Origin of the sequence: Sphingobium sp. Leaf26 (genome assembly GCF_001421665.1) — a bacterium.
Lineage (GTDB): Bacteria > Pseudomonadota > Alphaproteobacteria > Sphingomonadales > Sphingomonadaceae > Sphingobium.
Window position 1 is genome coordinate 238,237 of record NZ_LMKV01000001.1, and the last position, 26,162, is coordinate 264,398.

Annotated in this window: 26 protein-coding genes and 2 tRNA genes; 17 read left to right on the forward strand and 11 right to left on the reverse strand. The window is 64.3% G+C overall.

The annotated features are described in order from the left end of the window. The first annotated feature begins 556 nt into the window (after positions 1 to 556). The 3 genes from ASE85_RS01140 to ASE85_RS01150 are packed head-to-tail and all read left to right on the forward strand — an operon-like array spanning position 557 to position 2,141. Positions 557 to 967 (forward strand): hypothetical protein, encoded by a 411-nt coding sequence (locus ASE85_RS01140; protein WP_056682190.1) that lies wholly within the window; start codon positions 557 to 559, stop codon positions 965 to 967. After that, positions 954 to 1,691: a TorF family putative porin gene (locus tag ASE85_RS01145; protein WP_056682193.1), complete on the forward strand. Its 738-nt coding sequence runs from the start codon at positions 954 to 956 to the stop codon at positions 1,689 to 1,691. The genes ASE85_RS01140 and ASE85_RS01145 overlap by 14 nt, the downstream gene beginning before the upstream one ends. 54 nt (positions 1,692 to 1,745) lie before the next feature. Further along, positions 1,746 to 2,141, forward strand: coding sequence for an MAPEG family protein (locus ASE85_RS01150; protein ID WP_056682196.1), 396 nt, complete (start codon positions 1,746 to 1,748; stop codon positions 2,139 to 2,141). On the opposite strand, the gene ASE85_RS01155 is transcribed toward ASE85_RS01150, so the two are convergent. Then, a complete protein-coding gene (locus ASE85_RS01155) occupies positions 2,138 to 4,153 on the reverse strand; it encodes a putative bifunctional diguanylate cyclase/phosphodiesterase (RefSeq protein ID WP_056682198.1) in 2,016 nt (671 codons plus the stop codon). The two genes, ASE85_RS01150 and ASE85_RS01155, sit on opposite strands and share 4 nt — an antisense overlap. 146 nt (positions 4,154 to 4,299) lie before the next feature. On the opposite strand from ASE85_RS01155, the gene moaA reads away from it, so the two are divergent. The 4 genes from moaA to ASE85_RS01175 all read left to right on the forward strand — a co-directional run bounded on the left by moaA (position 4,300) and on the right by ASE85_RS01175 (position 6,502). Beyond that, positions 4,300 to 5,310: a GTP 3',8-cyclase MoaA gene (moaA, locus tag ASE85_RS01160; protein ID WP_056682201.1), complete on the forward strand. Its 1,011-nt coding sequence runs from the start codon at positions 4,300 to 4,302 to the stop codon at positions 5,308 to 5,310. Next, positions 5,307 to 6,083, forward strand: a complete 777-nt coding sequence (locus ASE85_RS01165; RefSeq protein ID WP_056682203.1) for an NAD kinase — start codon at positions 5,307 to 5,309, stop codon at positions 6,081 to 6,083. The genes moaA and ASE85_RS01165 overlap by 4 nt, the downstream gene beginning before the upstream one ends. A gap of 77 nt (positions 6,084 to 6,160) precedes the next feature. Further along, positions 6,161 to 6,235, forward strand: a tRNA-Asn gene (locus ASE85_RS01170). 192 nt (positions 6,236 to 6,427) lie between these two features. Next, positions 6,428 to 6,502: transfer RNA gene (locus ASE85_RS01175), tRNA-Asn, on the forward strand. Between the two features lie 127 nt (positions 6,503 to 6,629). On the opposite strand, the gene ASE85_RS01180 is transcribed toward ASE85_RS01175, so the two are convergent. Genes ASE85_RS01180 through ASE85_RS01190 form a run of 3 tightly spaced genes read right to left on the reverse strand, consistent with a single transcriptional unit; the run spans position 6,630 to position 9,277 of the window. Further along, positions 6,630 to 7,994: an SPOR domain-containing protein gene (locus ASE85_RS01180; RefSeq protein WP_056682204.1), complete on the reverse strand. Its 1,365-nt coding sequence runs from the start codon at positions 7,992 to 7,994 to the stop codon at positions 6,630 to 6,632. Positions 7,995 to 8,013: 19 nt separating this feature from the next. Then, positions 8,014 to 8,544: a hypothetical protein gene (locus ASE85_RS01185; RefSeq protein WP_056682207.1), complete on the reverse strand. Its 531-nt coding sequence runs from the start codon at positions 8,542 to 8,544 to the stop codon at positions 8,014 to 8,016. Between the two features lie 13 nt (positions 8,545 to 8,557). Next, positions 8,558 to 9,277: a ParA family protein gene (locus tag ASE85_RS01190; RefSeq protein WP_056682210.1), complete on the reverse strand. Its 720-nt coding sequence runs from the start codon at positions 9,275 to 9,277 to the stop codon at positions 8,558 to 8,560. A gap of 205 nt (positions 9,278 to 9,482) precedes the next feature. On the opposite strand from ASE85_RS01190, the gene ASE85_RS01195 reads away from it, so the two are divergent. After that, complete coding sequence (locus tag ASE85_RS01195) at positions 9,483 to 10,526, forward strand: SPOR domain-containing protein (RefSeq protein ID WP_156358148.1); 1,044 nt, start codon at positions 9,483 to 9,485, stop codon at positions 10,524 to 10,526. A 166-nt stretch (positions 10,527 to 10,692) separates the two neighbouring features. Here the strand turns inward: ASE85_RS01195 and gcvA are convergent, their stop codons facing one another. Further along, positions 10,693 to 11,589, reverse strand: a complete 897-nt coding sequence (gene gcvA, locus ASE85_RS01200) for a transcriptional regulator GcvA (protein WP_056682216.1) — start codon at positions 11,587 to 11,589, stop codon at positions 10,693 to 10,695. 86 nt (positions 11,590 to 11,675) lie between these two features. On the opposite strand from gcvA, the gene ASE85_RS01205 reads away from it, so the two are divergent. Beyond that, positions 11,676 to 12,704 carry a DUF1338 domain-containing protein gene (locus ASE85_RS01205; protein ID WP_056682217.1) on the forward strand — a complete coding sequence of 343 codons (1,029 nt, stop codon included), beginning with the start codon at positions 11,676 to 11,678 and terminating at the stop codon, positions 12,702 to 12,704. Between the two features lie 5 nt (positions 12,705 to 12,709). Further along, on the forward strand, positions 12,710 to 14,110 hold the full coding sequence (astD, locus tag ASE85_RS01210; RefSeq protein ID WP_056684182.1) for a succinylglutamate-semialdehyde dehydrogenase: 1,401 nt from the start codon (positions 12,710 to 12,712) through the stop codon (positions 14,108 to 14,110). 99 nt (positions 14,111 to 14,209) lie between these two features. On the opposite strand, the gene ASE85_RS23445 is transcribed toward astD (ASE85_RS01210), so the two are convergent. From ASE85_RS23445 to ASE85_RS01235, 6 genes are all read right to left on the reverse strand, one after another. Then, positions 14,210 to 14,365, reverse strand: a complete 156-nt coding sequence (locus ASE85_RS23445) for a hypothetical protein (RefSeq protein ID WP_200928274.1) — start codon at positions 14,363 to 14,365, stop codon at positions 14,210 to 14,212. A gap of 215 nt (positions 14,366 to 14,580) precedes the next feature. Next, positions 14,581 to 14,961, reverse strand: coding sequence for a VOC family protein (locus tag ASE85_RS01215; protein ID WP_056682220.1), 381 nt, complete (start codon positions 14,959 to 14,961; stop codon positions 14,581 to 14,583). 406 nt (positions 14,962 to 15,367) lie between these two features. Next, positions 15,368 to 15,583, reverse strand: coding sequence for a DUF2093 domain-containing protein (locus ASE85_RS01220; RefSeq protein ID WP_056682223.1), 216 nt, complete (start codon positions 15,581 to 15,583; stop codon positions 15,368 to 15,370). After that, complete coding sequence (locus ASE85_RS01225) at positions 15,583 to 16,986, reverse strand: NAD(P)H-dependent flavin oxidoreductase (protein WP_056684185.1); 1,404 nt, start codon at positions 16,984 to 16,986, stop codon at positions 15,583 to 15,585. The genes ASE85_RS01220 and ASE85_RS01225 overlap by 1 nt, the downstream gene beginning before the upstream one ends. Positions 16,987 to 17,077: 91 nt before the next feature. After that, positions 17,078 to 18,208 (reverse strand): glycosyltransferase, encoded by a 1,131-nt coding sequence (locus tag ASE85_RS01230; protein ID WP_056682226.1) that lies wholly within the window; start codon positions 18,206 to 18,208, stop codon positions 17,078 to 17,080. After that, positions 18,201 to 19,070 carry an alpha/beta fold hydrolase gene (locus ASE85_RS01235; protein ID WP_056682228.1) on the reverse strand — a complete coding sequence of 290 codons (870 nt, stop codon included), beginning with the start codon at positions 19,068 to 19,070 and terminating at the stop codon, positions 18,201 to 18,203. The genes ASE85_RS01230 and ASE85_RS01235 overlap by 8 nt, the downstream gene beginning before the upstream one ends. Before the next feature lie 37 nt (positions 19,071 to 19,107). Here ASE85_RS01235 and ASE85_RS01240 point away from each other — a divergent pair, with 37 nt between their 5' ends. From ASE85_RS01240 to ASE85_RS01270, 7 genes are all read left to right on the forward strand, one after another. Then, a complete protein-coding gene (locus ASE85_RS01240; RefSeq protein WP_056682230.1) occupies positions 19,108 to 20,496 on the forward strand; it encodes a protein adenylyltransferase SelO family protein in 1,389 nt (462 codons plus the stop codon). 51 nt (positions 20,497 to 20,547) lie between these two features. Next, positions 20,548 to 21,981 (forward strand): succinylglutamate-semialdehyde dehydrogenase, encoded by a 1,434-nt coding sequence (gene astD, locus ASE85_RS01245; RefSeq protein WP_056682234.1) that lies wholly within the window; start codon positions 20,548 to 20,550, stop codon positions 21,979 to 21,981. Between the two features lie 75 nt (positions 21,982 to 22,056). After that, entirely contained in the window at positions 22,057 to 22,872 is an 816-nt protein-coding gene (cobA, locus tag ASE85_RS01250) for a uroporphyrinogen-III C-methyltransferase (RefSeq protein WP_056682236.1), read from the forward strand. Next, entirely contained in the window at positions 22,869 to 23,165 is a 297-nt protein-coding gene (locus tag ASE85_RS01255; RefSeq protein ID WP_056682239.1) for a DUF2849 domain-containing protein, read from the forward strand. Before cobA ends, ASE85_RS01255 begins: the two co-directional genes overlap by 4 nt. A 2-nt stretch (positions 23,166 to 23,167) precedes the next feature. Continuing rightward, positions 23,168 to 24,799 (forward strand): nitrite/sulfite reductase, encoded by a 1,632-nt coding sequence (locus ASE85_RS01260; protein WP_056682243.1) that lies wholly within the window; start codon positions 23,168 to 23,170, stop codon positions 24,797 to 24,799. Then, on the forward strand, positions 24,792 to 25,232 hold the full coding sequence (locus tag ASE85_RS01265) for a DUF934 domain-containing protein (RefSeq protein ID WP_056682245.1): 441 nt from the start codon (positions 24,792 to 24,794) through the stop codon (positions 25,230 to 25,232). Before ASE85_RS01260 ends, ASE85_RS01265 begins: the two co-directional genes overlap by 8 nt. Beyond that, positions 25,225 to 26,010: a phosphoadenylyl-sulfate reductase gene (locus ASE85_RS01270; protein ID WP_056682247.1), complete on the forward strand. Its 786-nt coding sequence runs from the start codon at positions 25,225 to 25,227 to the stop codon at positions 26,008 to 26,010. The genes ASE85_RS01265 and ASE85_RS01270 overlap by 8 nt, the downstream gene beginning before the upstream one ends. Positions 26,011 to 26,162 lie beyond the last annotated feature (152 nt).

The following is a 26,162-nucleotide window of genomic DNA, read 5'->3' on the forward strand; positions in this document are numbered from 1 at the left end:
CTGCTGGCTCGGAAAATGCGGAAAACAAAAGATAATCAGAGCATAATCTGATCCTGTATGATCGGAACATGCTCTGGCGATGATGGGACGCTATCCCTCTATGTTCCCGGCGCAGGCCGGGGAGCGCGTCATAGAAAGCAATCCTATGACGTGCAGCTATCAAGTGTAGAAACGAGCGCAGCGATCTTGCGCTGTCCTATTCCGTCTTTCTCTGATCTATCCTGCCGGATGGACCAGCCCCGCCCCAGCCAAAGCCGTGACCTGCCCGTGACCTATCCGGCGCGCAGGTGTCGCATTCCGATGATCCAACTGATTCTTCGCGGCCGCGTCACAAACGCATCGCCGTCGCATGCCTGTCGCACTTGCCCCGAAGAACGGCGAAAACACTGGCCCAGCGACGGTGTGAACTTCGGCAGTGACGCGCAACGATGACCTTCCGCCCCGACCTCCATGTCGCCATTCCTCATCGTCGGGAAACGCCACAGCAACAGGGGAAACCTAAGTCCTGCCTAGACGACCGGGCGGCAAAGTCCGGCGTCACAGCAGGAGAATGAATATGAGCATCACCCTTATCGCGCTGGCGGCGGCCGCCGCGTCGCACAGCGTCACCATAGACCATCACGGCCAGCAACTCGGCGCCACCTACACCGCCCGCACAGAAATGCGCACCAGGACGATCGGCGCCAAGACCCCCAATCGCATGGACAGCCAGCGTTGCCAGTGGACCGCGACCGTCATGGTCGATCGCAAGCTGGATCATGGTCCGGCGCTCGCCCGCACCATCGCCACCGACAAGACATTTTCGGGCAGCGAAGCCGGTGCCTGCACGCCCGGTCGCAATTCGGGCGAACGCAACCTTGCCCAGCATCAGGAAAAGATAGAAGCGCATCTGGTCGCCGTGGCCCAGGCCGACCGCGCGCCCCTTCTGGCTGAACTGGACTCGGTACGTAATCTTGCATCCAACTGATCATCTTCGCCGCGCGGCATGGCTGGGAGCGCTTCTGCTCGCCGGCCATGCCCATGCCGCCGCCGCCCAAAACCCATCCGGCATCACCGCCACGCTCGAAGCCGCCAGCGACGATCGCCGTCGCGGCCTCAGTTGGAGCGATGGCGATCCGGTGCTGCGCGGCACCCTCTCCGTACCGCTCGCCGACGGCCTCAGCCTCGACGGCAGCGCCACCACGCTCTGGGGCAGCGATCGCCATGGCGGCGCGGACGCCGCACTGGACCTGGGCGCCACCTATGCGAAGGATCTGGGCGGCTTCCGCCTGACCGCCGAAGGCCGCTACCACCTCTTCCCCGGCGCCTCGAATCAGGGCTATGGCGAAGTCGGCGCGATCGCCGGCTTCACGCTAGGCCCGGCCAGCGTCGATTTTGCCGCCCGCTACGCTCCCCGCCAGTCGGCGATCGGCGGCGACAATCTCTACCTGTCGGCCAGTTCCGCCGTCGCCATCCCCGGTACGCCCTTCACCCTGTCCGGCCATGTCGGCCGCTCTTCGGGCGACGTGCGCGATCCGGTGCGCGCCGCACGCCTTCGCCCTGACGGCGGCTATTGGGATCATGGCGTCGCGCTCGACTGGTACAGGGGGCGGTGGTCCGCCGGCCTGCGCTATGCCGATACGGACATCGACGCCCCCGACAGCGTCCATGCCGGCGCTACGCTCATCGCTCGGGTCGGCTTCACGCTCTGAAGCCTTGTCCTACATCCTTCCGCTCTGGTAACAGCACAGCAGGAGGACATCATCATGCCTGTAGAACTGACGATTCTCGCCTGGGGCATGATCCTGCTCCTTGTCCACATCTTCGCCGCCGCGCATGTGAAGACGAAGCAATATGGCACCGCATGGAATATGGGCGCTCGCGATGCGCATCTGCCGCCGCTGAACCCGCTCGCGGGCCGCCTGTCGCGCGCCGAAGCCAATTACAAGGAAACCCTGCCGATCGCGATCGTCGCGCTGATCGGCGTGGTCGTGGCAGGCCGCACGAGCGAATGGACGGCGCTGGGCGGCTGGATATGGCTCAGTGCGCGTGTCGTCTATCTGCCGCTCTATGCCGCCGGTGTACCGGTCGTCCGCACCATCATGTTCCTGGCCAGCCTTGTAGGGCTGCTGATCGTCCTCTGGCCGCTGCTCAGCCTTTAACCCGCCAGCACCAGATTGATGAGGTCGGCGGAAGACACCCCCGCCGACCGCAGGAAGCCCTGATAATAGTCGCAGCCTTCGCGGGACAGCAATGCCAGTTGCTCCTCCGTTTCGACCCCTTCGGCAATCACCTTCAGCCCCAGCGACTTGGCCATGTGGATGACACCGCGCACGATGATCCGGTCCCGCGCCGTGCCGGCAATATCCTGCGCCAGCCCGCTGTCGATCTTCAGATAATCGAGCGGCAGATTCTTCAGATAGGCCAGACTGGAATAGCCGGTACCGAAATCGTCGATCGCGACGCCCAGCCCCTCGCCTCGCAGCGCCGTCAGCAACGCCGACGCCGCGCCGACATCCTCGATCAACCCGCTCTCGGTAATCTCGACCGTCAAGCGTGACCGGGGGAAGCCGCTGCGATCCACCAGCCCCAGAAAATCGGACATGAAGCCCGGCTGGGCGATATCCGCCGCCGTGACGTTGATCGACAGGCGCAGGTCCGCCAGCGCTCGTGGCCAGGCCGCCGCCTGCCGCAGCGCCTCGGCCTGAATATGCGCCGACAATGGCAACATATAGTCGGATCGCTCGGCCGTGGCGAACAATATGCCCGCGCCCAGCGGCCCGTAATGTGGATGATTCCACCGCGCCAGCGCCTCCACGCCGCTGATCTTTTCGGAATCGACGGGATATTGCGGCTGGAACACGATGCTGATCTCGCCCCGGTCCAGCGCCAGCCGCAGGTCGGTTTCCAGCCGGTCGGCATCCACCTGCCGGCTCTGCTTTTCGGCGGACAATATGCGAATGCCCTCCCCCCCCGCCTGTCGCGCGTCGGACAAGGCGGTGCCGGCGCGGCGCAGCAACTGCGTCACATCATCCTCCGCGCGCGCCTGCGCGATGCCGCAGCGAGCGATCAGGCGAATGAGGTGATCCCCGGCGCTGAATGGCTGACCCACAGCGCCGATCAACTGCCGCGCCAGGAAGGTCGCCCGGTCGCTACCCGCCACTTCGCCGGTCAGCCCGACCAGAAATTCCGTGCCCGCAATGCGCGCGACCATGGTGCCGGGCGCGACATCGTCCACCATCCGCTCGATCCGCCGCGCGATCCGTCCCAGCAGCGCGTCGCCCACCACCTGGCCATAGGCTGCGTTCATCCGGTCGAACTGGCTGATCGACAGCAGCAATATCGTCGTCGGCAGCCCCGCCCGCCGGCCCAGCCAGTCGAGCGCCGCCTGCCGCGATCGCAAACCGGTCAGATGATCGCGGCTGCCGCCATCCTGCGCCTGCCCGTCGGACAGCCATTCGACATCGGCAGCAATGGCGCCATCCGTCTCCCGCAAATGATGGACCAGCCGCTGCCCCGGCCGGTCAGGCAATCCATGCGCCAACACCGCCGGCCGACCCGACTGCCGCATCGTCTTCAACGCCGCCAGCAACGTGCGCCGTTCCACCCGTGGCAAACGCCGCACCAGCGCCGCAGGGGCGATCCGCGCCTCATCGACTCCCATATGCTGCGCCAGACTGTCGCTCAGTCGCAGCAGCCGGTCATTCCCCAGCGCCCAGTAGAGCGCGTCCCCGCGCCTTATGCGTTGCGCCCGCTGGCTATGGGCGACACCGCCGCCCAGCCGCTCGACCAGCCGGTGCGCCGACGCCAGTGCCGCATTCAGTCGCATGTCCGTCACCGGCCCGGCCAGATAGTGGGTCGCCCCCACCGCCAGCAACGCCGGCACCTGATCCAGATGCCGCTCGTCGATCAGGATCAGGATCGCGCCGCCACCCGCCTCCATCGCCGGCACCAGCGGCGCCAGCAGATTGCCGACATCACCGCCACCGCGCAGGTCGACCAGCGCAATCTGGGCCTCGCTATGCAGATAACGCTGCGGCGCATCCTTGTGCCGCCGCGCGCCGATCGCGCGCCAGCCGAGGCCCTGCGCAATCTGGATCAGCCCGTCCCGGTCGCCCGGCGACAGGATGAACAGGCTGCGCTGGCTCTCTGCGCTCTGATCCCCGCTTGTCAAATCATGTCCCCGGCATCGCGCATCGCGACGTCTTTATCAGACAGGCGTTACCGACCTCTTGCCCTGCCTGCAACTTCCGTGACCTGGCTACCGGGGCACCTGTGCCGGCTCTTGCACAGACCCTGTCCATCGCCTAGCTAGTCGGCATGGTTATGGCCGCCCCCTCGCGTGTGCCGATGACCGACGGCCTTGGCCGCCGGATCAGCTATCTGCGCATATCGGTCACCGACCGCTGCGACCTGCGTTGCCGTTACTGCATGGCCGAACGGATGCAGTTCCTGCCCAAGAACCAGGTGCTGACGCTGGAGGAGATCGCGCTGCTGGCCGATCTGTTCGTCGCGCGCGGCATCGACAGGATTCGCCTGACCGGCGGCGAACCGCTTATCCGCCGTGATATCGGCGATCTGGTCCGCCGCATCGGTCGGCATCTGGGGGCAGGACTGAACGAGCTGACGCTGACCACCAATGGCACCCGACTGACGGAGCATGCCGCCATGCTCGCCGATTCCGGCGTGCGGCGGATCAATGTCAGCCTGGACAGCCGCGATCCCGCGCGCTTCGCCCATGTGACGCGCGGCGGCCGGATCGAACAGGTGTTGGACGGGCTGGATGCCGCCCGCGCCGCCGGCCTTGCGATCAAGATCAACATGGTCGCGCTGAAGGGCGTCAATGACGACGAAATCCTGCCGATGCTGCGCTGGTGCGGCGAACAGGGCTTCGACCTGACCCTGATCGAAACGATGCCGCTCGGCGATACCGGCGAAGACCGGACCGATCATTACCTCCCGCTGACGCAGGTGGCCGACATGATTCGCGCCGATCATATGCTCACGCCGCTCGACCACCGCACCGGCGGCCCCGCCCGCTATCATGCCGTGGACGGGATGGGCATCAAGCTCGGCCTCATCACCCCGCTGACGCAGAATTTCTGCGCCGACTGCAACCGCATCCGCATGACCTGCGAGGGCAAGATCTTCATGTGCCTGGGGCATGAGGATCATGTCGATTTCAAGACCGCCCTGCGCGAAGGCAGCCTGCCTGCGGTCCAGCCCCTGATCGACCGGGCGCTGCGCCTCAAGCCCGCGGCTCACGACTTCCGCATCGGTACGGGCATAAGCGCCGCCACGCAGCGCCATATGAGCGTCACCGGCGGATGAGCGACGAGCCGCGGCGCGCGCTGGTCGCGTCCCCCACCCAGGCGGCCCGCGCGGCGGAAGAGCGGCTCCGCGCCACTTATGATTTCGTGCCCTTCGAGCAGGCCGACATGATCATCGCGCTGGGTGGCGACGGCTTCATGCTCCAGACGCTCCATTCCATGCTGGAATCGCGGCGGATCATCCCGATCTTCGGCATGAATCTCGGCACCGTCGGCTTCCTGATGAACGAATGGCGGCTGGAACGGCTGGACCAGCGGCTCGACAAGGCGAAGAGCTTCAAGGTCAATCCGCTGCGCATGACCGTGGATACGGTCGATGGCGAACGTTTCTCGATCCCCGCCATCAATGAAGTGTCGTTGCTGCGCGAAACCCGCCAGACCGCCAAGCTGGAGGTGCAGGTCAACGGCCGCCCCGTCCTGCCCGAACTGGTGTGCGACGGCGTACTGGTGGCGACTCCCGCCGGCTCCACCGCTTATAACCTCTCCGCCCACGGTCCGATCCTGCCGCTCGGCTCCGGCCTCGTCGCCCTCACCCCGATCAGCCCCTTCCGCCCGCGGCGCTGGCGTGGCGCCATCCTGCCCGAAAACACCGCGATCCGCTTCACCGTGCTCGACCCGGTCAAGCGCCCGGTCAGCGCCGTGGCCGATCAGCGCGAAGTACGCGATGTGGCGCAGGTGGAAATCGGCATCGACCGCGCAACGCCGCTGACGCTGCTGTTCGATCCCGAACATACGCTGGACGACCGCATCGCCGCCGAACAGTTCATCGCATGAAATTTCCGTCATTTGGCGCTTGCCATTCCCGGAAAACCGCTGCTATAGGCGCGGCCTGCCCAGCGTAAGCGGGTTGCTCCCCGATAGCTCAGCGGTAGAGCATTCGACTGTTAATCGAATGGCCGTAGGTTCGAATCCTACTCGGGGAGCCACATTTTTCCGGCCGCAGCGCCGGCCCTCCTTACAGACTCAGCGATCTGCGCCACATCGGCTATCCGCCGTCGCGCGGCAGTTCCATCGCTTTGCTTTGACGGGACTTTTTTTCAGAATTTAACCATTCAAGGCCCTTGCCATTCCTGCCGGGCCGGGGCATAGGCGCGGCCTGCCCGGCGAAAACCGGCCGTTCCCCGATAGCTCAGCGGTAGAGCATTCGACTGTTAATCGAATGGCCGTAGGTTCGAATCCTACTCGGGGAGCCACATTTTTCCAGCCACATCGACAAACACGACAAGCGGCTCACATCGCAGCGCCTCCCCCTGCGCGCAAGAAAAAGCGCGCGAAGCCCAAGGGCCTCGCGCGTCATAGGTCACGCTTGGGAGATGACATTCATCGCGATGCGAACTGGCGTCCCCGGCTGGCCACGGCCCAGCGCTGCGGCGTCGCGCCGGCAGCGCCTTCCCGCACGAAGCACTGGCCGCGCTGCGCACGGATCGTCCGGCACGCCACCATCGCATCCGCCCGGCTACCAAAGCCGCTGATCGCGAGGCGGTGAAAAGTCTTGCCATTGACCGTCGCCTGGCTGGTCAGCACCGGGAAGGCCGCAAGCGTGCTGTTGCGCCCCGCCATGCCCTGCCATTTCTCCTTGGCAATCGCCGCATTGTCATAGGCGCCCAACTGCACCACCCAGTTGCTGGCGCCGTTGGCGACCGGCTTGATGAAAGCGGCCTGCTGCATCCGGGCGACGGGCGCAGCGGCGGCGGGCACCGGCTGTGCCTTGGCGCGGCCTCTGGCAGTGGCGATTTGCTTGCCGTTGCGATCTTCAACGATGAAATCGCGCGCAGCGACCCGCACCGGCGCCGGCGACGCCTTGATGACTGGGGCAGCCTCGACCACCGGCTGCAGCGCAGGCACAGCCTGCGCCATCTCGACCGGCGCCGCAGGCTCTGCGGCCGGCAACGGCGCGGTTTCGGGCGCGGCTTCCGCCATCTGCACCGGCGCATCGACGGCAGCAGGCGCCAGCGCCAGAGCGACCGGCTGACCGGCATCCCCTTCGTTGATCGTCACACCCATCAGCGCGGCGACCCGCATCGGTGCCAGCGACGGCTCGGCCATCTGCGCCCAGTCGGAAATACGCTTGTTCGCATCGAGCGGCTGCATGTCCATGCCCACGATCATGCGGGCATCCTTCCAGCGGCCCGCCAGCGCATAGGCATAGCCCAGATTCTGGCGCGTGCGCACCGTCGCGGACGGATCATGGATCGCTTCGGACAGGATCCGCACACCCTCGGCCGGGTCGCCTGCCATCGCCATCGCCAGACCATAGTCGCTGGCCGGCACGGTACCGGCATGAGCGACCAGCAGGTTGCGCGCATCGTCGGCACGCCCCTGCGCCACCTGCACCAGCGCCAGGCTGACGATGGTGCTGGCGTCCATATTGCCCAGCGTCATCGCATCGCCCAGCGCCGTCTGCGCCGACGCGAACCGACCGGCCAGCACATAGGCACGGCCCAATATCTGGCGATAGGCGGCATTTTGCGGGGCCAATTGCACCGCCGCCTCGGCAGCCTGCACGGCCTTCACACCGTTGCGATCGGCCAGCGCCTTTTCGGCGGCGGCGGCCAGCTTGCCTGCGTCGCCCTTTGGCTGCACGGCCGATGCAGACGGACGGAATGCTGCGCCGGTACAACCAACCATAGTCGTGGCGACCAGCAGGGATGATAGTGCCGCCTTCGCGAATGTCTTGCGTTTCATGAGCTTACCCACCCTTCATTCACTGGCCGTCGCGCATGTGCGGCAGCTGCTGAGTCAGCCGGTCGATCTCCGGCAGGTCATTGAGAAAATCGTCCAGCGCCTTCGTCACGATCTGCTGGGCCGAACGGCCCGTGATCGCGCAGGCCAGGCGCAGTTTCAGATGCCGCTGCGCATCCAGACGCAATGTGAAGGCCGCCTTGCGACCACGTCCAACCAGTTCAGCCTTTTCGACCGGGACCGTCTCGGCCTTCGCTTTCGCCGGCCTGGCCGCCAGCCGCTTGGCCAGCACCTTGCGCTCTTCCACCACTGGCGGCACCGGAACCACCGGCGCCATCGGCGTCAGGCCGATCGGCGCAACCGGTTCCTCGACCGGCTCATGCACCGGCTCCACGTCGAAGCCCATGTCGTTCCAGCCCAGGTCATCCTGCTGCATGGCCGACATCGGGGTCCGGCCAAAGCCGAGCATCGGACGGCGCATCGCCGGCTGGGCCGCGCCCTTGCGGGCCAGCAGGCCGGAGGTCAGCGACGCGAGCGGTTTGGGTTCGGCCATCTGCCCTGCTCCCTTACTGGTTCACGCGGCGGCCAAAGCCACCACCGGCGGGACGGGCGGCACCCATGGTGCCGACGCTGCCCTGGGGCACGGAAAAGACCGTGCGGCGAAAATTCTTCTCCAGCCGATCCGACACATAGGACCAGAGCGCCTCCACCTCGGCGGCGGAACGGCCCTTGGGATCGACCTCCATCACGGTCCGTCCGTCGATCATCGACGCGGCAAAATCGGTGCGGTGATGCAGCGTCACCGGCGCGACCGTGCCATGCTGCGACAGCGCGACGGCGGCTTCGGAGGTGATGCGCGCCTTGGGCGTGGCCGCGTTGACGACGAAGATCAGCGGCTTGCCCGCCCGTTCGCACAGGTCGACCGTGGCCCCCACGGCGCGCAGGTCATGCGGGCTGGGACGGGTCGGCACGACGATCAGTTCGGCGACGGAAATGACGCTCTGGATCGCCATGGTGATGGCCGGCGGCGTGTCGATCACGGCCAGCTTGAACCCCTGTTGGCGCAGGATTTCGAGGTCGGCGGCCAGACGCGCGACCGTGGTCTGGGCGAAAGCGGGGAACTCGGCCTCGCGCTCGTTCCACCAGTCGGCTAACGATCCCTGCGGATCGATGTCGATCAGCACGACCGGGCCGGCCCCGGCACGCTGCGCCTGCACGGCCAGATGGCCCGACAAGGTCGTCTTGCCGGATCCGCCTTTTTGCGATGCCATGGCCAAAATCCGCACGTGTTTCCCCCCAGGAAAATCCAGTTCCGGGACGGGTTGCCACGACTGCCGCTAAAAATTGGTTAATCGCACGCGAAACTTCATGACGGGCGCGATCCGCCATAGTTAAGCTGCTATCCAGCCTTTTGCCATTACGCTAATATCGGCTTAACCTTATTTCGCCATTGCGGTCGTTGATTATTTTTACGCACTGGAGCCTGTGCATATGAAGCATGTTTTGGGAACAGCGGCGCTGGTCGCTATGCTGGTTATGACCTCGCCAGCACAGGCAGATGTAAAGGCCGGCGTCGATGCGTGGCAGCAGGGCGACTATGCCAAGGCTATCGCCGAATGGCGCCCTCTTGCCCAGTCCGGCGATCCCGATGCGCAATTCAACCTGGGTCAGGCCTATAAGCTGGGTCGCGGCGTACAGCCCGATGTCAACACCGCCATCGACTGGTATCGCAAGGCAGCGACACAAGGGCATATGCGGGCCGAGGACAATCTGGGCCTGCTGATGTTCCAGCAGGGCGACCGGGCCGGCGCGATGCCCTATCTGCAACGCGCCTCCATGCGGGGCGAGGCGCGGGCGCAATATATTGTCGGCACCACCCTGTTCAACGGCGACACCATCGGCAAGGATTGGGTCCGCGCCTATGCGCTGATGACCCGCGCATCGGCATCCGGCCTGCCGCAGGCCGCGACCAGCCTTGAACAGATGGACAAATATATCCCGGAGGATCAACGCAAACAGGGCCTCGCCATGGCCGCCGGCATGGAAAGGGGCGATACGAACGCCGCGCTCGCCGCCGCGACACCCGCCCCAATATCCGCAAATCCGCCCGCGCGCAGCGGATCGGCGGTGCGTACCACGCAATTGCCCCCCTCCACCGTCAGCACGCCGGCACCCCGTCCAACACCTGCCCCCGCTCCAGCCAAACCGCCAGTCCAGATGGCCGCCGCCAGGCCGAAGCCTGCCCCCATCCCGACGCCGGCACCCGCCCGCCCTGCTGCGTCCGCGCCCGCCCCGGCCGCTTCGGGCGGATGGCGCGTCCAGCTTGGCGCCTTCAGCGAAGATAGCCGCGCCCGCGCCCTGTGGACTCAACTCAGCCGCAAGGTCGGCGGCCTCTCCGCCTATCAGCCCTATCTGGTCAAGGCCGGCGCCGTGACCCGGCTTCAGGCTGGGCCCATCGCCAGCAGCAGCGACGCCGCCCGCCTTTGCGGCGCGATCAAGGCCGCCGGTGGCGACTGCATGCCCAAGAAGATGTGACCCTCTTTCAGTTCGTCATTGTTCACAACAAACCCGTTCGTCCTGAGTAGGGACTGAGCGAAGTCGAAGGCCCGTATCGAAGGATGTGGCGCAACATCTGCCCTTCGATACGCCGCTTCGACTTCGCTCAGCGGCTACTCAGGGCGAACAGGCTCTGTATATTCCCTTAACTCAGCGCCTGCTCCACCATCCAGTCGCGAAACTGCGCCAGCGGCCCCGCATCCAGCGCACCGATCGGATAGACCAGATAATAGGCCTGTTCGGTCGATAGCGGCCGGGCGAAGGGAATGACAAGCGTCCCCGCCTCCAGTTCCGGCTGGATCAGGAAACTGGGGATCAGCGCCACGCCCGCGCCAGCGGCACAGGCCTGCGCCAGCATCAGGAAATGCTCATAGGCCGGCCCTTGCGCCAGCGCGCTCGCCTCCACCCCCGCCATCGTCAACCATCGCCCCCAGGCATCCCGTCGCGATATCTGGCTGAGCAATGGCGCATGCAGCAGATCGGCCGGTTCGCGCAGCGGATGCGCCGCCAGCCAGGCCGGCGCACAGACCGGCACGGCTTCCTCGCGAAACAGGAAGTCCATTGTCACGCCGGGCCAATCGGCTGCGACACCGAAATGGACAGCCGCGTCGAAATCCTCATGCCCGAAATCGAAGGGCTGCGACCGGGCGGCGAAGTCGATCACCAGATCGGGATGGCGTGCCGTCAATTGCGGCAAACGCGGCGCCAGCCAGCGCATGCCGAAACTCGGCAGGGTCGCGACGCGCAGCGCGGTCTGCGATGGTCGCGCCGACGCCCGTGCCGTCGCCCGTCGGATGCTGTTCAATGCCGGCAACAGGTCATCGGCATAGGCCCGCCCTGCCTCGTTCAGCCTCACCCGTCGCCCGATCCGGTCGAACAGGGGCGTCTGCAACCAGTCCTCCAGTTGCGCGATCTGTCGGCTGACGGCGCTCTGGGTGAGGCCGATCTCCTCGCCTGCATGAGAGAAGCCGCCATGCCGCACCGCCGCCTCGAACGCGATCAGCGCCTGCATCGGCGGCAGATATTTTCGTGAAACACTCATTCCAAACTCGCATCAACAGATGACAGGTCGCCATTTTGAAAATCAGGTTTATCCTGCGATAAGGGCGCTGTCATCCGGAGCATATCATGTCGAATGAGAATATGGGTACGATAGAGACACTGGTTACGGCCATATTGGGCAAAGAGATCGGCCGGCAAACGCTGGACATGCTGGCGATCGACCCTGCCCTGCTGGCGGAGCGCGGCGACACCGTCTCCCGCGCTGCCTTCGCCATGGCCATGAACGTCGCCCTGTTCGACGATCTGCTGCGCCGCGTCCCCAGCGGCAGCGCCTATGTCGCCGACACGCTGGCGCGCGGCGGCAAGGTGGTGTTCGATCATGGCGCGCTCCGCTCGATCCGCTTCCCCGCAGGCCCGACCGGCGCACTTCCGGGCGGCGAGGATGCCTTCACCCGCATCTTCCTGCCCTTGGGCTATGAGATGGCGGCGCTCTATCCGCTCGAACGCCTGTGCATGACCGGCCGCGCCTATCGTCACCGGGACTTCCCCGAAGCGATCCCCCAATTCTTCCTGTCCGAACTCCATGTCGACCGGTTCGACGACGAATTTGCCGACGCCGCCGCCCGCATCTTCGGCACCAGCCGCGACCCGCTGGACGAAGCGACCAAAGCCATGCTCACGCATTTCGAACGCGATTTACCTGTCCAACTCGCTGTCGCAATCGCTGCCCTGCCGGTGATCCTTTCCGCCTTCGATCGGCAGCATGAGCCGCCCGGTTTCGAGGATTATCAAACGCTCCTCTCCCGCTCCAACGAAGCCGCCTGGATCGCGACCGAAGGCAATGGCTTCAACCATGCGACTGATCGTGTGGCGGACGTCGCCGCGCTCGCAGAACGGCTGAAGGCGGAAGACAGGCCGATGAAGGCCAAGCTGGAAGTCTCCGCCACCGGCCGCGTGCGCCAGACCGCCTTCCGCGCCGACAGCGTGGAACGCCCCTTCGCCGATGGCGAATTGCGCTCCGTCCCCGGCTCCTTCTACGAATTCATCAGCCGCGATATCGACCCGGAAACGGGCCGCCTCGACCTCGCCTTCGATACCGGCAATGCTACCGGCATCTTCGCCATGACCAGTGCCCAGATGGGAGCGAATCGGTGAGCGCCATGCTGCAGTCCTTCGATCCCGCCTCGCGTGAACTGGTCTGGGAAGGCCCGGTATCGAGCGCGGATGATTGCCACCGCGCCATCGCCACCGCCCGCAACGCCCTGCCCGGCTGGCGCGCGCTTCCCGTGGACGACCGCATCGCCATCGCCCGCCGCTACGCCGCCGTGCTGGGTGAACGCCGCGCCGCGCTGGCCGAACTCATCTCGCGCGAGACGGGCAAGCTGCTCTGGGAAAGCGATGCCGAGATCGGGTCGATGATCGCCAAGGTCGATGTGTCGATCAAGGCCCATGCCGAACGCACCGGTGAACGATCCGCCGACATGCCCTTCGGCCGCGCGGTGCTGCGCCATCGCGGCCATGGCGTGATGGCGGTGCTAGGGCCCTATAATTTCCCCGGCCACCTGCCCAATGGCCATATCGTGCCGGCCCTGATCGCCGGCAACGCCATCGTCTTCAAGCCGTCCGAAATCACCCCGGCCACCGGCGCAGCCATGGCGGACGCCTGGAATGCGGCGGGCCTGCCGGATGGATTGCTGACCGTGGTGCAGGGCGGCCGCTCGACCGGCGAGGCGCTGGTCGCCGGTGACATTGACGGTTTGCTCTTCACCGGATCGGCGCAGGCCGGGGCGGCTCTGCGCCGCGCGCTGGTCGATCGGCCCCATGTCATCATGGCGCTGGAACTGGGCGGCAACAATCCGCTGATCGCCTGGGACAGCCCGGAAGAGGCCGCATCGATCATCGTCAATTCGGCCTTCATCACCACCGGCCAGCGCTGTTCCTGCGCCCGCCGCCTGATCGTGCCCGCAGGCGCGACCGGCGACGCCATCGTGGAGGCCACCGCCGCGCTCGCCGCCCGCTTGCCGATCGCCGCCTGGAATGAAGCCAGCGAGGCATTCATGGGACCGCTTGTTTCGGACCAGGCTGCCGCCACTGCCCATCGCGCCGTCAGCGACCTGATCGCGCGGGGCGCTCGGATCATTCACCCCTTCGATGGCGTCGCCGACCGCAGCGCCGCCTTCGTCACCCCCGCCCTGCTCGACATGACCGATATGACCGCGCCAGACGCGGAGATTTTCGCCCCGGTGCTGACCGTGATCCGGGTACCCCACTTCGACGCCGCCATCGCCGCCGCCAACGCCACCAGTTTCGGCCTGTCTGCCGGGCTGATCGCGCAGGATGCGGCGCTATGGCAGCGCGTGGTCGAGGAAAGCCGCGCCGGCGTTGTCAACCGGAACCGGCCAACCACCGGCGCCGCGGGCAACATGCCGTTCGGCGGCCTCGGCGCATCGGGCAACCATCGCCCCAGCGCTTATTATGCCGCCGACTATTGCGCCTACCCCATCGCCAGCTTTGAAGCGGAAGGGGTTGTGGCCGTCCCGGTCAACGGGCTGGGGGTTTAGAGCGCGCTGCGTTAAATCCGACGCACGTCGCGCGCTCTAGTTTTTTGTTTTCGCATCGTTTTAAGCGAAAAGGCGGTTCCCACTTGTTCGCCCGATGCTCTAAAGCCCCAGCCTCGCCCAAAAGTCGGCAGGTGCGATCGTCTGGTTCGCAGCGGGATTGCGTTCGACGCGCGCCCAACTGCTATGGGGCAGATAGATGGTTTGGGTCGTGGAAGCCGCGCTTGCTCGGCGGCGATCTTGGGTCGTGCGGGTCATCGTCTTCTCCATATAAGGGAACACGAAACCTGGCGTGGTCGCTTCGGCACCGTGCGCTTTAGCCGTTGGTGACGCGGAGCAAGCTGACATCCATCAAAAGCCGCGGAGCGAAATGCTCGCAATGATATCTATCCACGCAGTCGGGACAGTCGACATAGCTTTGCTTGGGCCCTGTCCAGCCCGGCTTGGTCCAGCCCGGCTTGATCAGGCGCGGATCAGGCGATCCGGTGCAGCCCGCATAGCTTGTTGCCGGCAGGATCGCGCAGATAGGCGAGGTAAAGCGTCCCGAAGCCGCCTTGGCGCACGCCAGGCGGATCCTCGCAGGCACTGCCGCCCGACTCCACGCCCGCCGCATGCCAGGCATCCGCCTGCTCGGTCGACGCCATGGCAAAGCCGATCGTACCGCCATTGGCGTGACAGGCTGGCGCACCGTCAATCGGGGTCGAGATCATGAAGATGGCACCATCATGCAGATAGATGGCCCGCCCCTTGTCATCATAGAAGCCCGGCTTGACACCCAGCGTTCCGAAGATCGCGTCATAGAAAGCCTTGGAGGCCTCCATGTCGTTGGTGCCGACCATGACATGACTGAACATCAGCAGATCCTGTTATTTAGATAGTGCGCACGCACGAACATGCTGCTGCAAAGCCACAAGCGGCCAGCTATCATAGGGACAGCAGCTCGTCATAGCGGCCGCCAACCGCAGGAAGGATCAGAAAATCGTGCTGTAGAGGAACCAGCCCACAATCAGCAGGCTCGACACGATGCAGATACGATCACCAAAGACGTCAATACGAGACATCAGCACACATCCTTCCACAAGGAGCGATCTTCGTCGCTTCTGAGAAAAGATTACATCAGTTTTTACTGTGCTGGAATAGCAAAGTTACGGCAAAATGCGCCAGAGGGGCGGTGAACCGACATTCACCGCCCCTTGAACGATCATTCCATGCCCTTACCCGTTCAATCGCCGCTTATTGCAAATGATAACGGCTGTTATTTTATCGGAAATCGGGGCCGCGATGCTGGAGGAAGGACCGAGTCGCTTCCTGTGGGCCGCGATAAGCCTCCTGAAATTCGGCACTCCAATATTTGAGATCGTGCAGATCGATTCGCGCGCCCGAAACGGCGCAGACCACGAAATGCCCCGGCCGCACGATATCGAAATCCGCAGCGCCATAATGCAGCACCGCCAGTCCTGGAAGCTCAGTGGCCATCAGTCGCCCGTCAGGATGCGATCGACCAGTTGCTTCACGGTCGGCACGAACCCGTTTGAATAGAAGGGATCCTGCTTGAACCGATAGGCGGCATGACCGGCGAACAGCAGATTTTTGTCCAGATCGCCGCCATGGACTGATTCCTGGAGCGACTTCTGAATGCAGAAGCTGCGCGGATCAGCCAAGCGACCGGTCGAGTTGGTTTCGCTGTCCATCCAGCTAGAGAAGCTGCACTGCGACAGGCAACCCATGCAATCGGTCTGGTCCTTGCGGATCTCCGCCTTCTCTTCCTCGGTCACGAAAACGAGCGTGTTGTCCGGCGTCTTGAGCGCGGAGGTGAAGCCCGCGCCGAACCACTCGCGCGCACGTTGCAGATCGCCAAGCGTCACCCAGAAATTCTTGCCCTTCACGCCCACGTCCAGTTGGTGGGTGTGGTCGCCCGCCTGTTCGGTGCTGAAAGGGATCTGCCGGTCGGACCGGGCTTCGAGCAAGCGCAGGAACGGGTTGCGGATCGCCGAGCTGTAGAAACCGGTGGGGGAGAATTTGTGCAACAACACATCGCCCGGTTCCAGTTGCATCAGCCGGTTCTTCCAATCCTGCGGGATCGGGCTTTCCTGCGTCAGCAGCGGACGGGTGCCGAACTGGAACATGATCGAGCCGAGTTCCGGATTGTCGATCCAGTCGTTCCAGTCCTTGAGCGCCCAGACGCCGCCTGCCATCACGATCGGCACTTCGTCCGAAATGCCGCCTTCGCGCATGGTCGCGCGCAGGTCACGGACGCGGGGATAGGGATCCTGCGGCGCGCGCGGATCTTCCGCATTGGACAGGCCATTATGGCCGCCGGCCAGCCATGGATCTTCATAGACCACCGCCGCCAGCCATTCCGAAGCCTTGGAATAAGCGCGCTTCCACAGTGCGCGGAAAGCGCGGCCAGACGAGACGATCGGCAGATAGCTGACATTATAGGAGGCGGCGATTTCGCTCAGCTTGTAGGGCATGCCCGCGCCGCAAGTCACGCCGGCCACCATGCCGCGCGTCTTTTCCAGCACGCCGTGCAGCACGCGCTGCGCACCGCCCATTTCCCACAGGACATTGATGTTGATCGCACCCTTCCCGCCGGCAATCTCGAACGCGCGCTTCACCTGCTCGACAGCGCCGTCGATGGCATAAGCAATCAGTTCCTCATGCCGGTCACGGCGGGTGCGACCATGATAGATTTGGGGGATGACATTGCCGAAGCTGTCATAGCTGTCGGCGTTCACAGCCGACACGGTGCCAATGCCACCGGCGGCCGCCCAGGCGCCAGAGCTGCTGTGGTTGGATACGGCAACGCCCTTGCCACCCTCGACTATCGGCCAGACTTCGCGGCCACCATAGACGACAGGCTTCAACCCCTTGAACAACGACATCTCCTGCACATGCACCCGGCCGCTTCGACCGGGTAAAAAGCAACCCTATAGCAGCTTTGGCTGTCTATGACGAATTTCGCGCGCCCTAGCGCAAAATCATGGGGCTGGCCAGTGCCTCTCCATAGAGGCGCGCATAAGCATTTACCATATCCCGTTCGGCATAGTCGCGGGCGGCGCGCTGGCGGTTCGCAGCGCCAAGCCGGGCACGCAGTTCAGCATCATCTGCCAGTGCGCCGAGCGCATCCGCCAGCCCTGTTTCATCGCCCACTACGAAGGGTCGATTTTCGGGCACGACCATATTGGCCACATCCCCCACATCCATGGACGCTGCCGGCAGTCCCGCCGCCATCGCCTCCACCAGGGAGATGGGAAATTGCTCGTTGTCCGACGACAGGGCGAAGATGTCGAACAGGCCGACAAAGCGCCAGGGCCGGTCCATGAAACCCGCCATATGGATATCGCACAGCCCATGCGCGGAAGCTTCTGCCAGAATCGCGTCGCGCTCCGGCCCCTCGCCCACGACCACCAGTTGCAGCCGATCCCGGTGCGTCGCAACGGCCCGGACGAGGCGCGGAATATTCTTCACCGCCCGCAGCCCTGCCAGCGTACCGACCAGCAGCTTGCCCGGCGACCGGACGAGGCCGGGGATCGCATCCGGCGCAGGCGGCTGTGCATAGCGATCGACGTCGATGCCGTTGCGGATCAGGTGCAGGCGCTCGGCAGGCTGCTTCCAGACCGACCGGGCGATCCCCTCCAGCCGGACCGATGGCACAACCATCCCATAGGCCCGCTGCAAAGCGATGCGCCGGAACAAGTTGCGCTTCATCTTCAATCCGTTCGTCTCATCCGCATTGAACCCGTCCTCATGATGGATCAGCGGCGGCAGACCGGCCGACGTACCGGCCAGTCGGTGTGCCATGACGGCATCCATCGCCCCCCAATTATAGGTGAGGATCAGGTCGAACTGCTTGAGAAAGGCCGTAATGACCCGATAGCGTGCCAGCCCCGGCGTCCCCGCGAAGGATGGGCGATCGGGATAATCGACCCTGATCGACGGGTCGATCGCCGCGCGCGCGCCCATGGCCTGCGGGTCGGCGCTGGCGATGCTGTGCCGCGCCCTGTCACCCCACAGGTTCATCAGGCGAACCGCCCGCGCCTCCTTGCCGCCCAAGGTGAAACTGCCATGGACATGCAATATATGCAGCGGCCTATCCATGCAGCACCCGCGCCAGCAGTCGATCAATCGCCGCCACGCTTTCAGGCTCGTCCAGCACCGGGGCATGGCCCACCCCCGATATGGTAGCGAGTTCAGCGCTTGCACCGATCTCGTCCACCATGCGCTGCGCCGATGCGGTCGACAGCAAATCGGATCGTTCGCCACGCAGCAACAGCGTCGGAATGCCCTGGAATGCCTGCATCACCGGCCACATGTCGACGCCCGTCTCGCTGCCCATGGCACGGATCGGTTCGGCAATCTTCATATCATAGTCCAGCACGACGCGCCCGCCGCTGTTCAGGCGATAAAGACGCTTGGCCATGGCCAGCCATTGTTCGAGGTCATAATCCGGAAAGACGTCCCCATTGGCATCCGCCAGCGCGCGGGCGGCATGGACCCATGTCGGATGCGACTGGCCGACGCCGACATAGGATCGGATGCGATTCAGCCCGCCTTCATCCAGCGCGGGGCCTACATCGTTCAGCAACGCGCCTGCCAGCCATTCCCTGTGCGTAGCCGCGATCAACATGGTGATGATACCGCCCAGTGACGTTCCCACCGCAACGAAGCGGGTGATAGCCAGATCGGCGAGCAACCGGCTGATATCCTGCAAATAGGTTAGCGGGACATAGGTCATCGCGTCCTTGGCATAGGCGCTTTCGGCGCGACCGCGCATGTCCGGGCAGATCAGCCGCCACTCCCCCGCCAGCCGTCCGGCCAACGGCTCGAAATCGCGCGCATTGCGGGTCAACCCCGGCAGGCAGAGCAGGGGCGGACGACCGTCATCACCGCCCTCATAGTCCCGATAATGGAGCCGCAGCCCATCGGGTGACCACCAATATCCGTCCTTATAGCCGCTCAAGCTTGATCCTTCAGGTGACCTTCCCCCATATCACCATATGATCGAAACGCCGCAAGCCGCCAAATATCGTCCCGCCACCGAAATCGACTCGCTGATGCTCGGCGATCCGGTCGCAGCGGCGGACTTCCCGCAGACGATCCTGCGCTATCGCAACGACCGCGCCGCCGCCTCGGTCGGGCTGGAGAGGCTGAGCGACGACGAGTGGATCGCGCATTTCGGCCGCTTCACCCCGCTGCAAGGCAGCCTGTCGCGGCCGCTGGCGCTGCGTTATCATGGCCACCAGTTTCGCCATTATAACCCCGACATAGGCGACGGGCGCGGTTTCCTGTTCGCGCAGTTGCACGATGATGCAGACCGCCTGCTGGACCTCGGCACCAAAGGATCGGGCCAGACGCCCTATAGCCGTTTCGGCGACGGCCGGCTGACACTGAAGGGCGGCGTGCGCGAGATATTGGCGACCGAGATGCTGGAGGCACTAGGCGTCAACACCTCCAAGACCTTCTCCATCATCGAGACAGGCGAGGCGCTCGACCGCAATGACGAGCCATCCCCTACGCGCGGCGCGGTGATGGTGCGACTCAGTCATTCGCATATCCGCATCGGCAGCTTCCAGCGCGCGGCTTTTCATGACGACCAGGCTTTGCTGGCACGGCTGACCGACTATGCCCTCACCCGCCTCTATGAAGAAACGCCGGGCGACAATCCGCCCGCGCAACTGCTCGGCCGGGTGGTGGAGCGCACTGCAGACCTCGCCGCCAGCTACATGGTCGCGGGATTCGTCCACGGCGTTCTCAACAGCGACAATATCAACGTTACCGGCGAGAGTTTCGACTATGGTCCCTGGCGCTTCACCCGGCTGTGGGACGCCAGTTTCACCGCCGCCTATTTCGATCATCAGGGTCTTTACGCCTTCGGCCGGCAGGCGGAGGCGATCCACTGGGACGTCGCTCAACTGGCCATATCCTTGCGCCCGATGACCCAAGCGCCGCCACTGATCGCAGAGTTGGAGCGATTCCCGACGCTGTATGCCGAGGCAATGCAACGGCGATTTTGCTGGCGGCTGGGCGTCGAACCGGGCGCCGATCCCGGTGCGATGATCGAAGCCGCCGTCCGCGCCATGGTGACGACCGGCACCCTGATCGACCGATTCTTTCACGACTGGCGCGGCGGCAAGCCCCGTGACTCCGCCATCTATGGCGATACGGCCTGGGCGCCGTTCCGCGAAGCAATCGCGCCTTTCTCGTCCGTGTCGGGCGCCAGGGACCATCCCTACTGGTCCGATGATGCCCCCTGCTCGATGCACATCGACGAGGTCGAGGCGATTTGGAGCGCAATTGACAAGGATGATGACTGGTCCCCGCTCCACGCCAAGGTCGCCGCCATCCGCCGAATGGGTAAAGCGCTGGGAGCAAGTGCGACCAGTTGAGCGCGCGCCTCTCTTCTTTCCTTAACCAATTTCCGCCATACCGCTCGCCAAATGGTCGCGCCGCTTATATCCCATGAACCTGCCACCGGCACCCTGCTCTGGCAGGGTGAACCAGGAGACATCGATGCAGAGGTGGCACGCGCCCGCGCCGCTTGGCCCAGATGGGCGGCCCAGCCGATCGCCTATCGCATCGAAACCCTGCGTCGCTTCGTCAATGTCGTGCGCAAGCATGAGGATGCGCTGGCCGACCTGATTGCCCGCGAAACTGGCAAGCCGCTATGGGACGCCCGCAACGAAGTCGCCGCCGTTATGGGCAAAGTCGATGTCAGCGTCGCCGCCTATTCAGAGCGCACCGGACAACGCCGGCTGGAAGCCGCGCTTGGCGCGCGTCAGTCGGTCCGGCACAAGCCCCATGGTGTGATGGCGGTGCTCGGACCCTATAATTTCCCCGCGCACCTGCCCAACGGCCATATCATTCCTGCCCTGCTGGCCGGCAATGCGGTGGTCTTCAAACCATCGGAAAAGACGCCGGCGGTCGGCGAATATCTGGTCAAACTCTATCATGAAGCGGGCGTACCGGTGGACGCCATGCGCTTGTTGATCGGAGGCGCGGACGCGGGCAAGGCGTTGGCCGCCCATCCCGATGTGGGCGGCATCCTGTTCACCGGATCAGCGCAGACCGGCATCGCGATCAACCGCCAGTTCGCGACGCAACCCTCGAAAATCCTTGCCCTCGAAATGGGCGGCAACAATCCGGTCATCGTCTGGGACACACCCGAAATCAGCGCGGCAGCGACTTTGGTGGTCCAGTCAGCCTTCATGACCAGCGGTCAGCGTTGCACTGCCGCCAGCCGCCTCATCGTCCGCGACAGCCTGGCCGACCGGCTGGTAAGCGAGGTCAAGAAACTGGCCGACCGGCTGATCGTCGACCATCCCCATGCCGACCCTGCCCCCTATATGGGACCAGTGATCGACAATCAGGCCGCCGACGGGCTGACCGAAAGCTTCCTCTATCTGATGAGCAATGGCGGTCGGCCGATCAAGCATATGGTGCGGCCGCACAAGGGCCTGCCGTTCGTGTCACCGGCCATCATCGACGTGACCGCCATGAAGGAGCGGCCCGATGTCGAGTTGTTCGGCCCGTTGCTGCAAGTGATCCGCGTGTCGGATTTTGGCGATGCCATCGCGGAGGCCAACAATACAAGCTATGGCCTGTCCGCTTCGCTGATCGGCGGATCGCCCGAACAATATAACCAGTTCTGGGCCAATATCCGCGCCGGCCTCATCAACTGGAACCGCCCGACCAATGGCGCCTCCTCCTCCGCACCGTTCGGCGGTACCGGCATATCGGGCAATCACCGCCCCAGCGCCTATTATGCTGCGGACTATTGCGCCTATCCGGTGGTATCGGCGGAGATCGAAACGCCGCGGGCCTCCATCGGTGTGGGCCTCAAGGATATCGACGTCAGCCTCATGGGCGATTGAGCGGAAAACTTTTCCTAACCCCCTGCATACCCATTCTGAATTGAACTTGGCCTGCGCTTTCGCCATCTGGCCAACATGGCTGATAAAGCATCCTCGACAGTCTATCTGGTTGGCGCAGGCCCCGGCGATCCGGACTTGCTGACGATCAAGGCCGCGCGCCTGATCGGCGCGGCAGATGTGATCGTGCATGACGGGCTGGTATCGGATGCCATTCTTGCGCTCGCATCGTCCGATGCCGAGTTGATCTCCGTCGCCAAGCAGCGCAGCCGCCACTCCATGCCGCAGGAGGCGATCAACGCTCTTCTCGTCGACCTCGCTCGCGAAGGGCGAAGTGTCGTGCGGTTGAAAGGCGGCGATCCCTTTATCTTTGGTCGGGGCGGCGAGGAAGTCGACGCCTGCCGTGCCGCTGACGTGCTGGTCGAAGTCGTGCCGGGCATCAGCGCCGCGATCGGCAGCGCAGCGGCGGCCCAACTCCCCCTCACCCATCGCGCGGCATCGAGCGCCATCAGCTTCGTCGCGGGACAGTGCAAGGGACTGACCGATCAGGACTGGGCGGGCCTTGCGGGAAAAGGGCGCACGCTCGTCATTTATATGGGCGTCGCGACCGCCGCCGATATCGCCGACAAGCTGATCGCAGACGGCGTGTCGCCAGCGCTGCCCGTGGCGGTACTGGAAAATGGCACGCGCGCGGACATGCGGACGCTGCGCACCCTGCTCGCCGATCTGAGCGACATGGTGGTGCGGGAACAGGTGGTCAGCCCGGCGCTGATCGTGGTGGGTGAAGTCGCTGCCCATGCGCTGGCGCAGGATGCGTTGATCGCCTATCGGAACACAGCACTGAATATCGAAGGCCCGGCAACGAACGGACCGGATGGGACAAGGGTAGAATGAAGATATTGACGGGCAATGACCTGGTGAGCGGCGACGTCATCTGGTGGGCGGGCGACGGCTGGTCGCGACAGGTCGGCGACAGCGCCGATGTCAGCGACCATGGCGACGATCTTGCCCGTACCGAGGAAGCCGCGCTGCGCGTCGTGGGCGCCTATGTCATCGATGCGACCGTTACCGACGAAGGCGTCCGCCCGGCCCATATCAAGGACCGCATCCGCGCGCTTGGCCCGACGGTGCGTCCCGACCTGAACCTGAAACCGAACGATGCCGACGCCGGCAACTGGGTGATCTGACCATGTATCGCTATGACAGCTATGACCAGTCCATCGTCGACGCCCGTGTCGAGGAATTTCGCGATCAGGTGCAGCGCCGCCTGACCGGCGCGCTGACCGAGGATCAGTTCAAGCCGTTGCGGCTGATGAACGGCCTCTATCTCCAGTTACACGCCTATATGCTGCGCGTCGCCATTCCCTATGGCACGCTGAGCGGCAAGCAGATGCGGAAGCTGGGCGAGATCGCGGCCAAGTACGACAAGGGCTATGGCCACTTCACCACGCGCCAGAACCTCCAGTACAACTGGATCAAGCTGGCCGATGCGCCCGACATCCTTGCCGAGTTGGCGACGGTGGAGATGCACGCCATCCAGACCAGCGGCAACTGCATCCGCAACATCAGTTCGGACCAATATGCCGGCGTCTCCGCCGACGAAGTGGCGGACCCCCGCCCCTGGGCCGAACTGCTGCGGCAATGGTCGAGCTTCCACCCGGAATTCACCTATCTTCCGCGCAAGTTCAAGATTTGCGTTATCGCCAGCGACGATGATCGCGCGGCGATGAAGTTGCACGATATCGGCCTGAAGCTGGTGTCGAAGGATGGCGTCATAGGCGCCGAAGTCTATGCTGGCGGCGGCATGGGCCGCACGCCCATGGTCGCGCCGCAAATCCGCGATTTCGTGCCAGAAGAAGAGATTATCTCTTATCTGGAGGCATGCCTGCGCGTCTATAATCGCTACGGTCGTCGCGACAACAAGTACAAGGCGCGGATCAAGATCCTGGTCCACGAGATCGGCGTCGAGGACTATAAGCGTCAGGTCGAGGAAGAGTTTGCCCATATGCGCACCCTTGGCCTCAATCCGCCGACCGAGGAACTGGATCGCATCCGGGCATTTTTCGCCAACCCGGCCTATGACACGGGCCTTGACGAGGAGATCGACCTTGCCGATCCGGCCTTTGCGCTATGGGTCGACCGGCAGGTCGCCGCGCACAAGGCGCCGGGCTATGCCATCGTCAATATCAGCCTCAAACCGCTGACCGGCATACCCGGTGATGCTTCGGCCGAACAGATCGAACTGGTCGCGACGCTGGCCGAGCAATATTCGCTTGATGAACTGCGCGTCACCCATGCGCAGAATCTGGTCTTGCCGCATGTGAAGAAGACCGACCTCTACGCCATCTGGCAGAAGCTGGAGGAAGCTGGTCTGGCCGAGGCCAATCTCGATCTCATCACCGATATCATCGCCTGCCCCGGCCTCGACTATTGCGCACTCGCCAACGCCCGCTCGATCCCGCTGGCGCAGAAGATCGCGCAGCGCTTCGCTGCGGCTGAGCGTCAGGCGGAACTGGGCGAATTGAAGCTGAAGATCAGCGGCTGCATCAACGCCTGCGGCCATCATCATGCCGGCCATATCGGTATTTTGGGCGTCGATCGGAAGGGCGTGGAGAATTTCCAGCTATCGCTGGGCGGATCGGGCGCGGAAGATACATCGCTCGGACAGATCACTGGCCCCGGCTTTTCCGAGGATGGCGTGGTCGATGCGATCGAGAAGGTCACGGACCTCTATCTCGCTCAGCGGGAAAGCGGCGAGCGCTTCCTCGACACCTATCGCCGTCTTGGCATGAAGCCCTTCAAGGAGGCGATCTATGGTTGAGTTCCTGTCCTTCCGCGACGGCGAAACCACGCAGGAGCCGGCGGTAACGGTCGAATCCTTCACCGGCCAGACCAACGCCACCGCCGTCCGCATCGAAGCGGGCGAGGATGCCCGCGAACTGCTGCCCTATCTCGACCGGCTCTCGCTGGTAGAGGTGAATTTCCCCGCCTATGGCGACGGGCGCGGTTATTCGGCCGCGCGCATCCTGCGGGAATCGGGCTACCAGGGCGAATTGCGCGCCGTGGGCGATGTGCTGGTCGATCAGATTAACGCCATGCGCCGCTGCGGTTTCGACAGTTTCCATCCCGCAAAGCCGCTGGACGATGCAGCGGTGGATCGCGCGCTTAATCGTTATGCCGACGTCTACCAAAAAGCGATCGATGGCCGCCAGCCCGTCTGGGCGAAACGGCATCCGGAGACAATCAATGGCTGAACCAGCCCGCCAGATCGACGTGATCGATGCCCGTCCCGCCTTCACGCAGGCAGAAGCCGATGCGCTCAACGCGCGGTTCGAGGGCGTCGACACGCTGACCATGCTCAAGACCGTGTTTGCGGAGAAGCTTGCCGGCAATGTCGCCGTCGTCTCCTCTTTCGGCACGGAAAGCGCGGTGCTGCTCGATCTGGTGGCCAAGGCGGACAAGAACGTGCCGGTCATCTTCGTCGATACGCTCAAGATGTTCGCCGAAACGCTGAATTATCGTGATACGCTCATCGCCAGCTTCGGTTTCACCGACAGCCGTACCGTGGCCCCGATCGCGGACGTGATCGCGAAGAAGGACGAGACGGGCCTGCGCTGGTCCTACGACCCGGACGGATGCTGCGAAATTCGCAAGGTCGAGCCCATGAAGCGCGCCAAGGACGGCCTGGACGCCTGGATTTCCGGCCGCAAGGCGTTCCAGTCGGTGACGCGCCAGAACCTGCCCCGGTTCGAGGTCGAGGACGGCCGGTTGAAACTCAACCCGCTGGGCGACTGGAACAAGGCCGATCTGGAAGCCTATTTCGATCGCGAAAACCTCCCCCGCCACCCGCTGGAGGCGCAGGGCTATCTGTCGATCGGCTGCGAACCCTGCACGTCGAAGGTAAAGGCAGGCGAAGACCCCCGCGCGGGTCGCTGGCGCGGTTGGGACAAGGTGGAGTGCGGCATCCATTCACCCGTCACGCCCATCCCGGCGGCCGACCCGGAAGATCCGGCGAACCTGCCAGCCTTCTGATCTATATTTCTGCGGCAAAATTGGCCGGCGGGGTTCCATGCCCCGCCATGCCTCGCTATGGCACCGCCAACCTGGCCTGATGGGTCGCAGCGCAGGCAGATAACAACATGGCAGATTTCTGGTGATCGCACGGCTGCGCCTCTATCGGCGAC

Coding starts and splice junctions, on each gene's coding strand:
- ASE85_RS01140 (WP_056682190.1), top strand. CDS start 557: ATGAGCATCACCCTTATCGCGCTGGCGGCGGCCGCCGCGTCGCACAGC.
- ASE85_RS01150 (WP_056682196.1), top strand. CDS start 1,746: ATGCCTGTAGAACTGACGATTCTCGCCTGGGGCATGATCCTGCTCCTT.
- moaA (WP_056682201.1), top strand. CDS start 4,300: ATGGTTATGGCCGCCCCCTCGCGTGTGCCGATGACCGACGGCCTTGGC.
- ASE85_RS01165 (WP_056682203.1), top strand. CDS start 5,307: ATGAGCGACGAGCCGCGGCGCGCGCTGGTCGCGTCCCCCACCCAGGCG.
- ASE85_RS01180 (WP_056682204.1), bottom strand. CDS start 7,994: ATGAAACGCAAGACATTCGCGAAGGCGGCACTATCATCCCTGCTGGTC.
- ASE85_RS01185 (WP_056682207.1), bottom strand. CDS start 8,544: ATGGCCGAACCCAAACCGCTCGCGTCGCTGACCTCCGGCCTGCTGGCC.
- ASE85_RS01195 (WP_156358148.1), top strand. CDS start 9,483: ATGAAGCATGTTTTGGGAACAGCGGCGCTGGTCGCTATGCTGGTTATG.
- gcvA (WP_056682216.1), bottom strand. CDS start 11,589: ATGAGTGTTTCACGAAAATATCTGCCGCCGATGCAGGCGCTGATCGCG.
- ASE85_RS01205 (WP_056682217.1), top strand. CDS start 11,676: ATGTCGAATGAGAATATGGGTACGATAGAGACACTGGTTACGGCCATA.
- astD (WP_056684182.1), top strand. CDS start 12,710: ATGCTGCAGTCCTTCGATCCCGCCTCGCGTGAACTGGTCTGGGAAGGC.
- ASE85_RS23445 (WP_200928274.1), bottom strand. CDS start 14,365: ATGACCCGCACGACCCAAGATCGCCGCCGAGCAAGCGCGGCTTCCACG.
- ASE85_RS01215 (WP_056682220.1), bottom strand. CDS start 14,961: ATGTTCAGTCATGTCATGGTCGGCACCAACGACATGGAGGCCTCCAAG.
- ASE85_RS01220 (WP_056682223.1), bottom strand. CDS start 15,583: ATGGCCACTGAGCTTCCAGGACTGGCGGTGCTGCATTATGGCGCTGCG.
- ASE85_RS01230 (WP_056682226.1), bottom strand. CDS start 18,208: ATGGATAGGCCGCTGCATATATTGCATGTCCATGGCAGTTTCACCTTG.
- ASE85_RS01240 (WP_056682230.1), top strand. CDS start 19,108: ATGATCGAAACGCCGCAAGCCGCCAAATATCGTCCCGCCACCGAAATC.
- astD (WP_056682234.1), top strand. CDS start 20,548: ATGGTCGCGCCGCTTATATCCCATGAACCTGCCACCGGCACCCTGCTC.
- cobA (WP_056682236.1), top strand. CDS start 22,057: ATGGCTGATAAAGCATCCTCGACAGTCTATCTGGTTGGCGCAGGCCCC.
- ASE85_RS01255 (WP_056682239.1), top strand. CDS start 22,869: ATGAAGATATTGACGGGCAATGACCTGGTGAGCGGCGACGTCATCTGG.
- ASE85_RS01260 (WP_056682243.1), top strand. CDS start 23,168: ATGTATCGCTATGACAGCTATGACCAGTCCATCGTCGACGCCCGTGTC.
- ASE85_RS01265 (WP_056682245.1), top strand. CDS start 24,792: ATGGTTGAGTTCCTGTCCTTCCGCGACGGCGAAACCACGCAGGAGCCG.
- ASE85_RS01270 (WP_056682247.1), top strand. CDS start 25,225: ATGGCTGAACCAGCCCGCCAGATCGACGTGATCGATGCCCGTCCCGCC.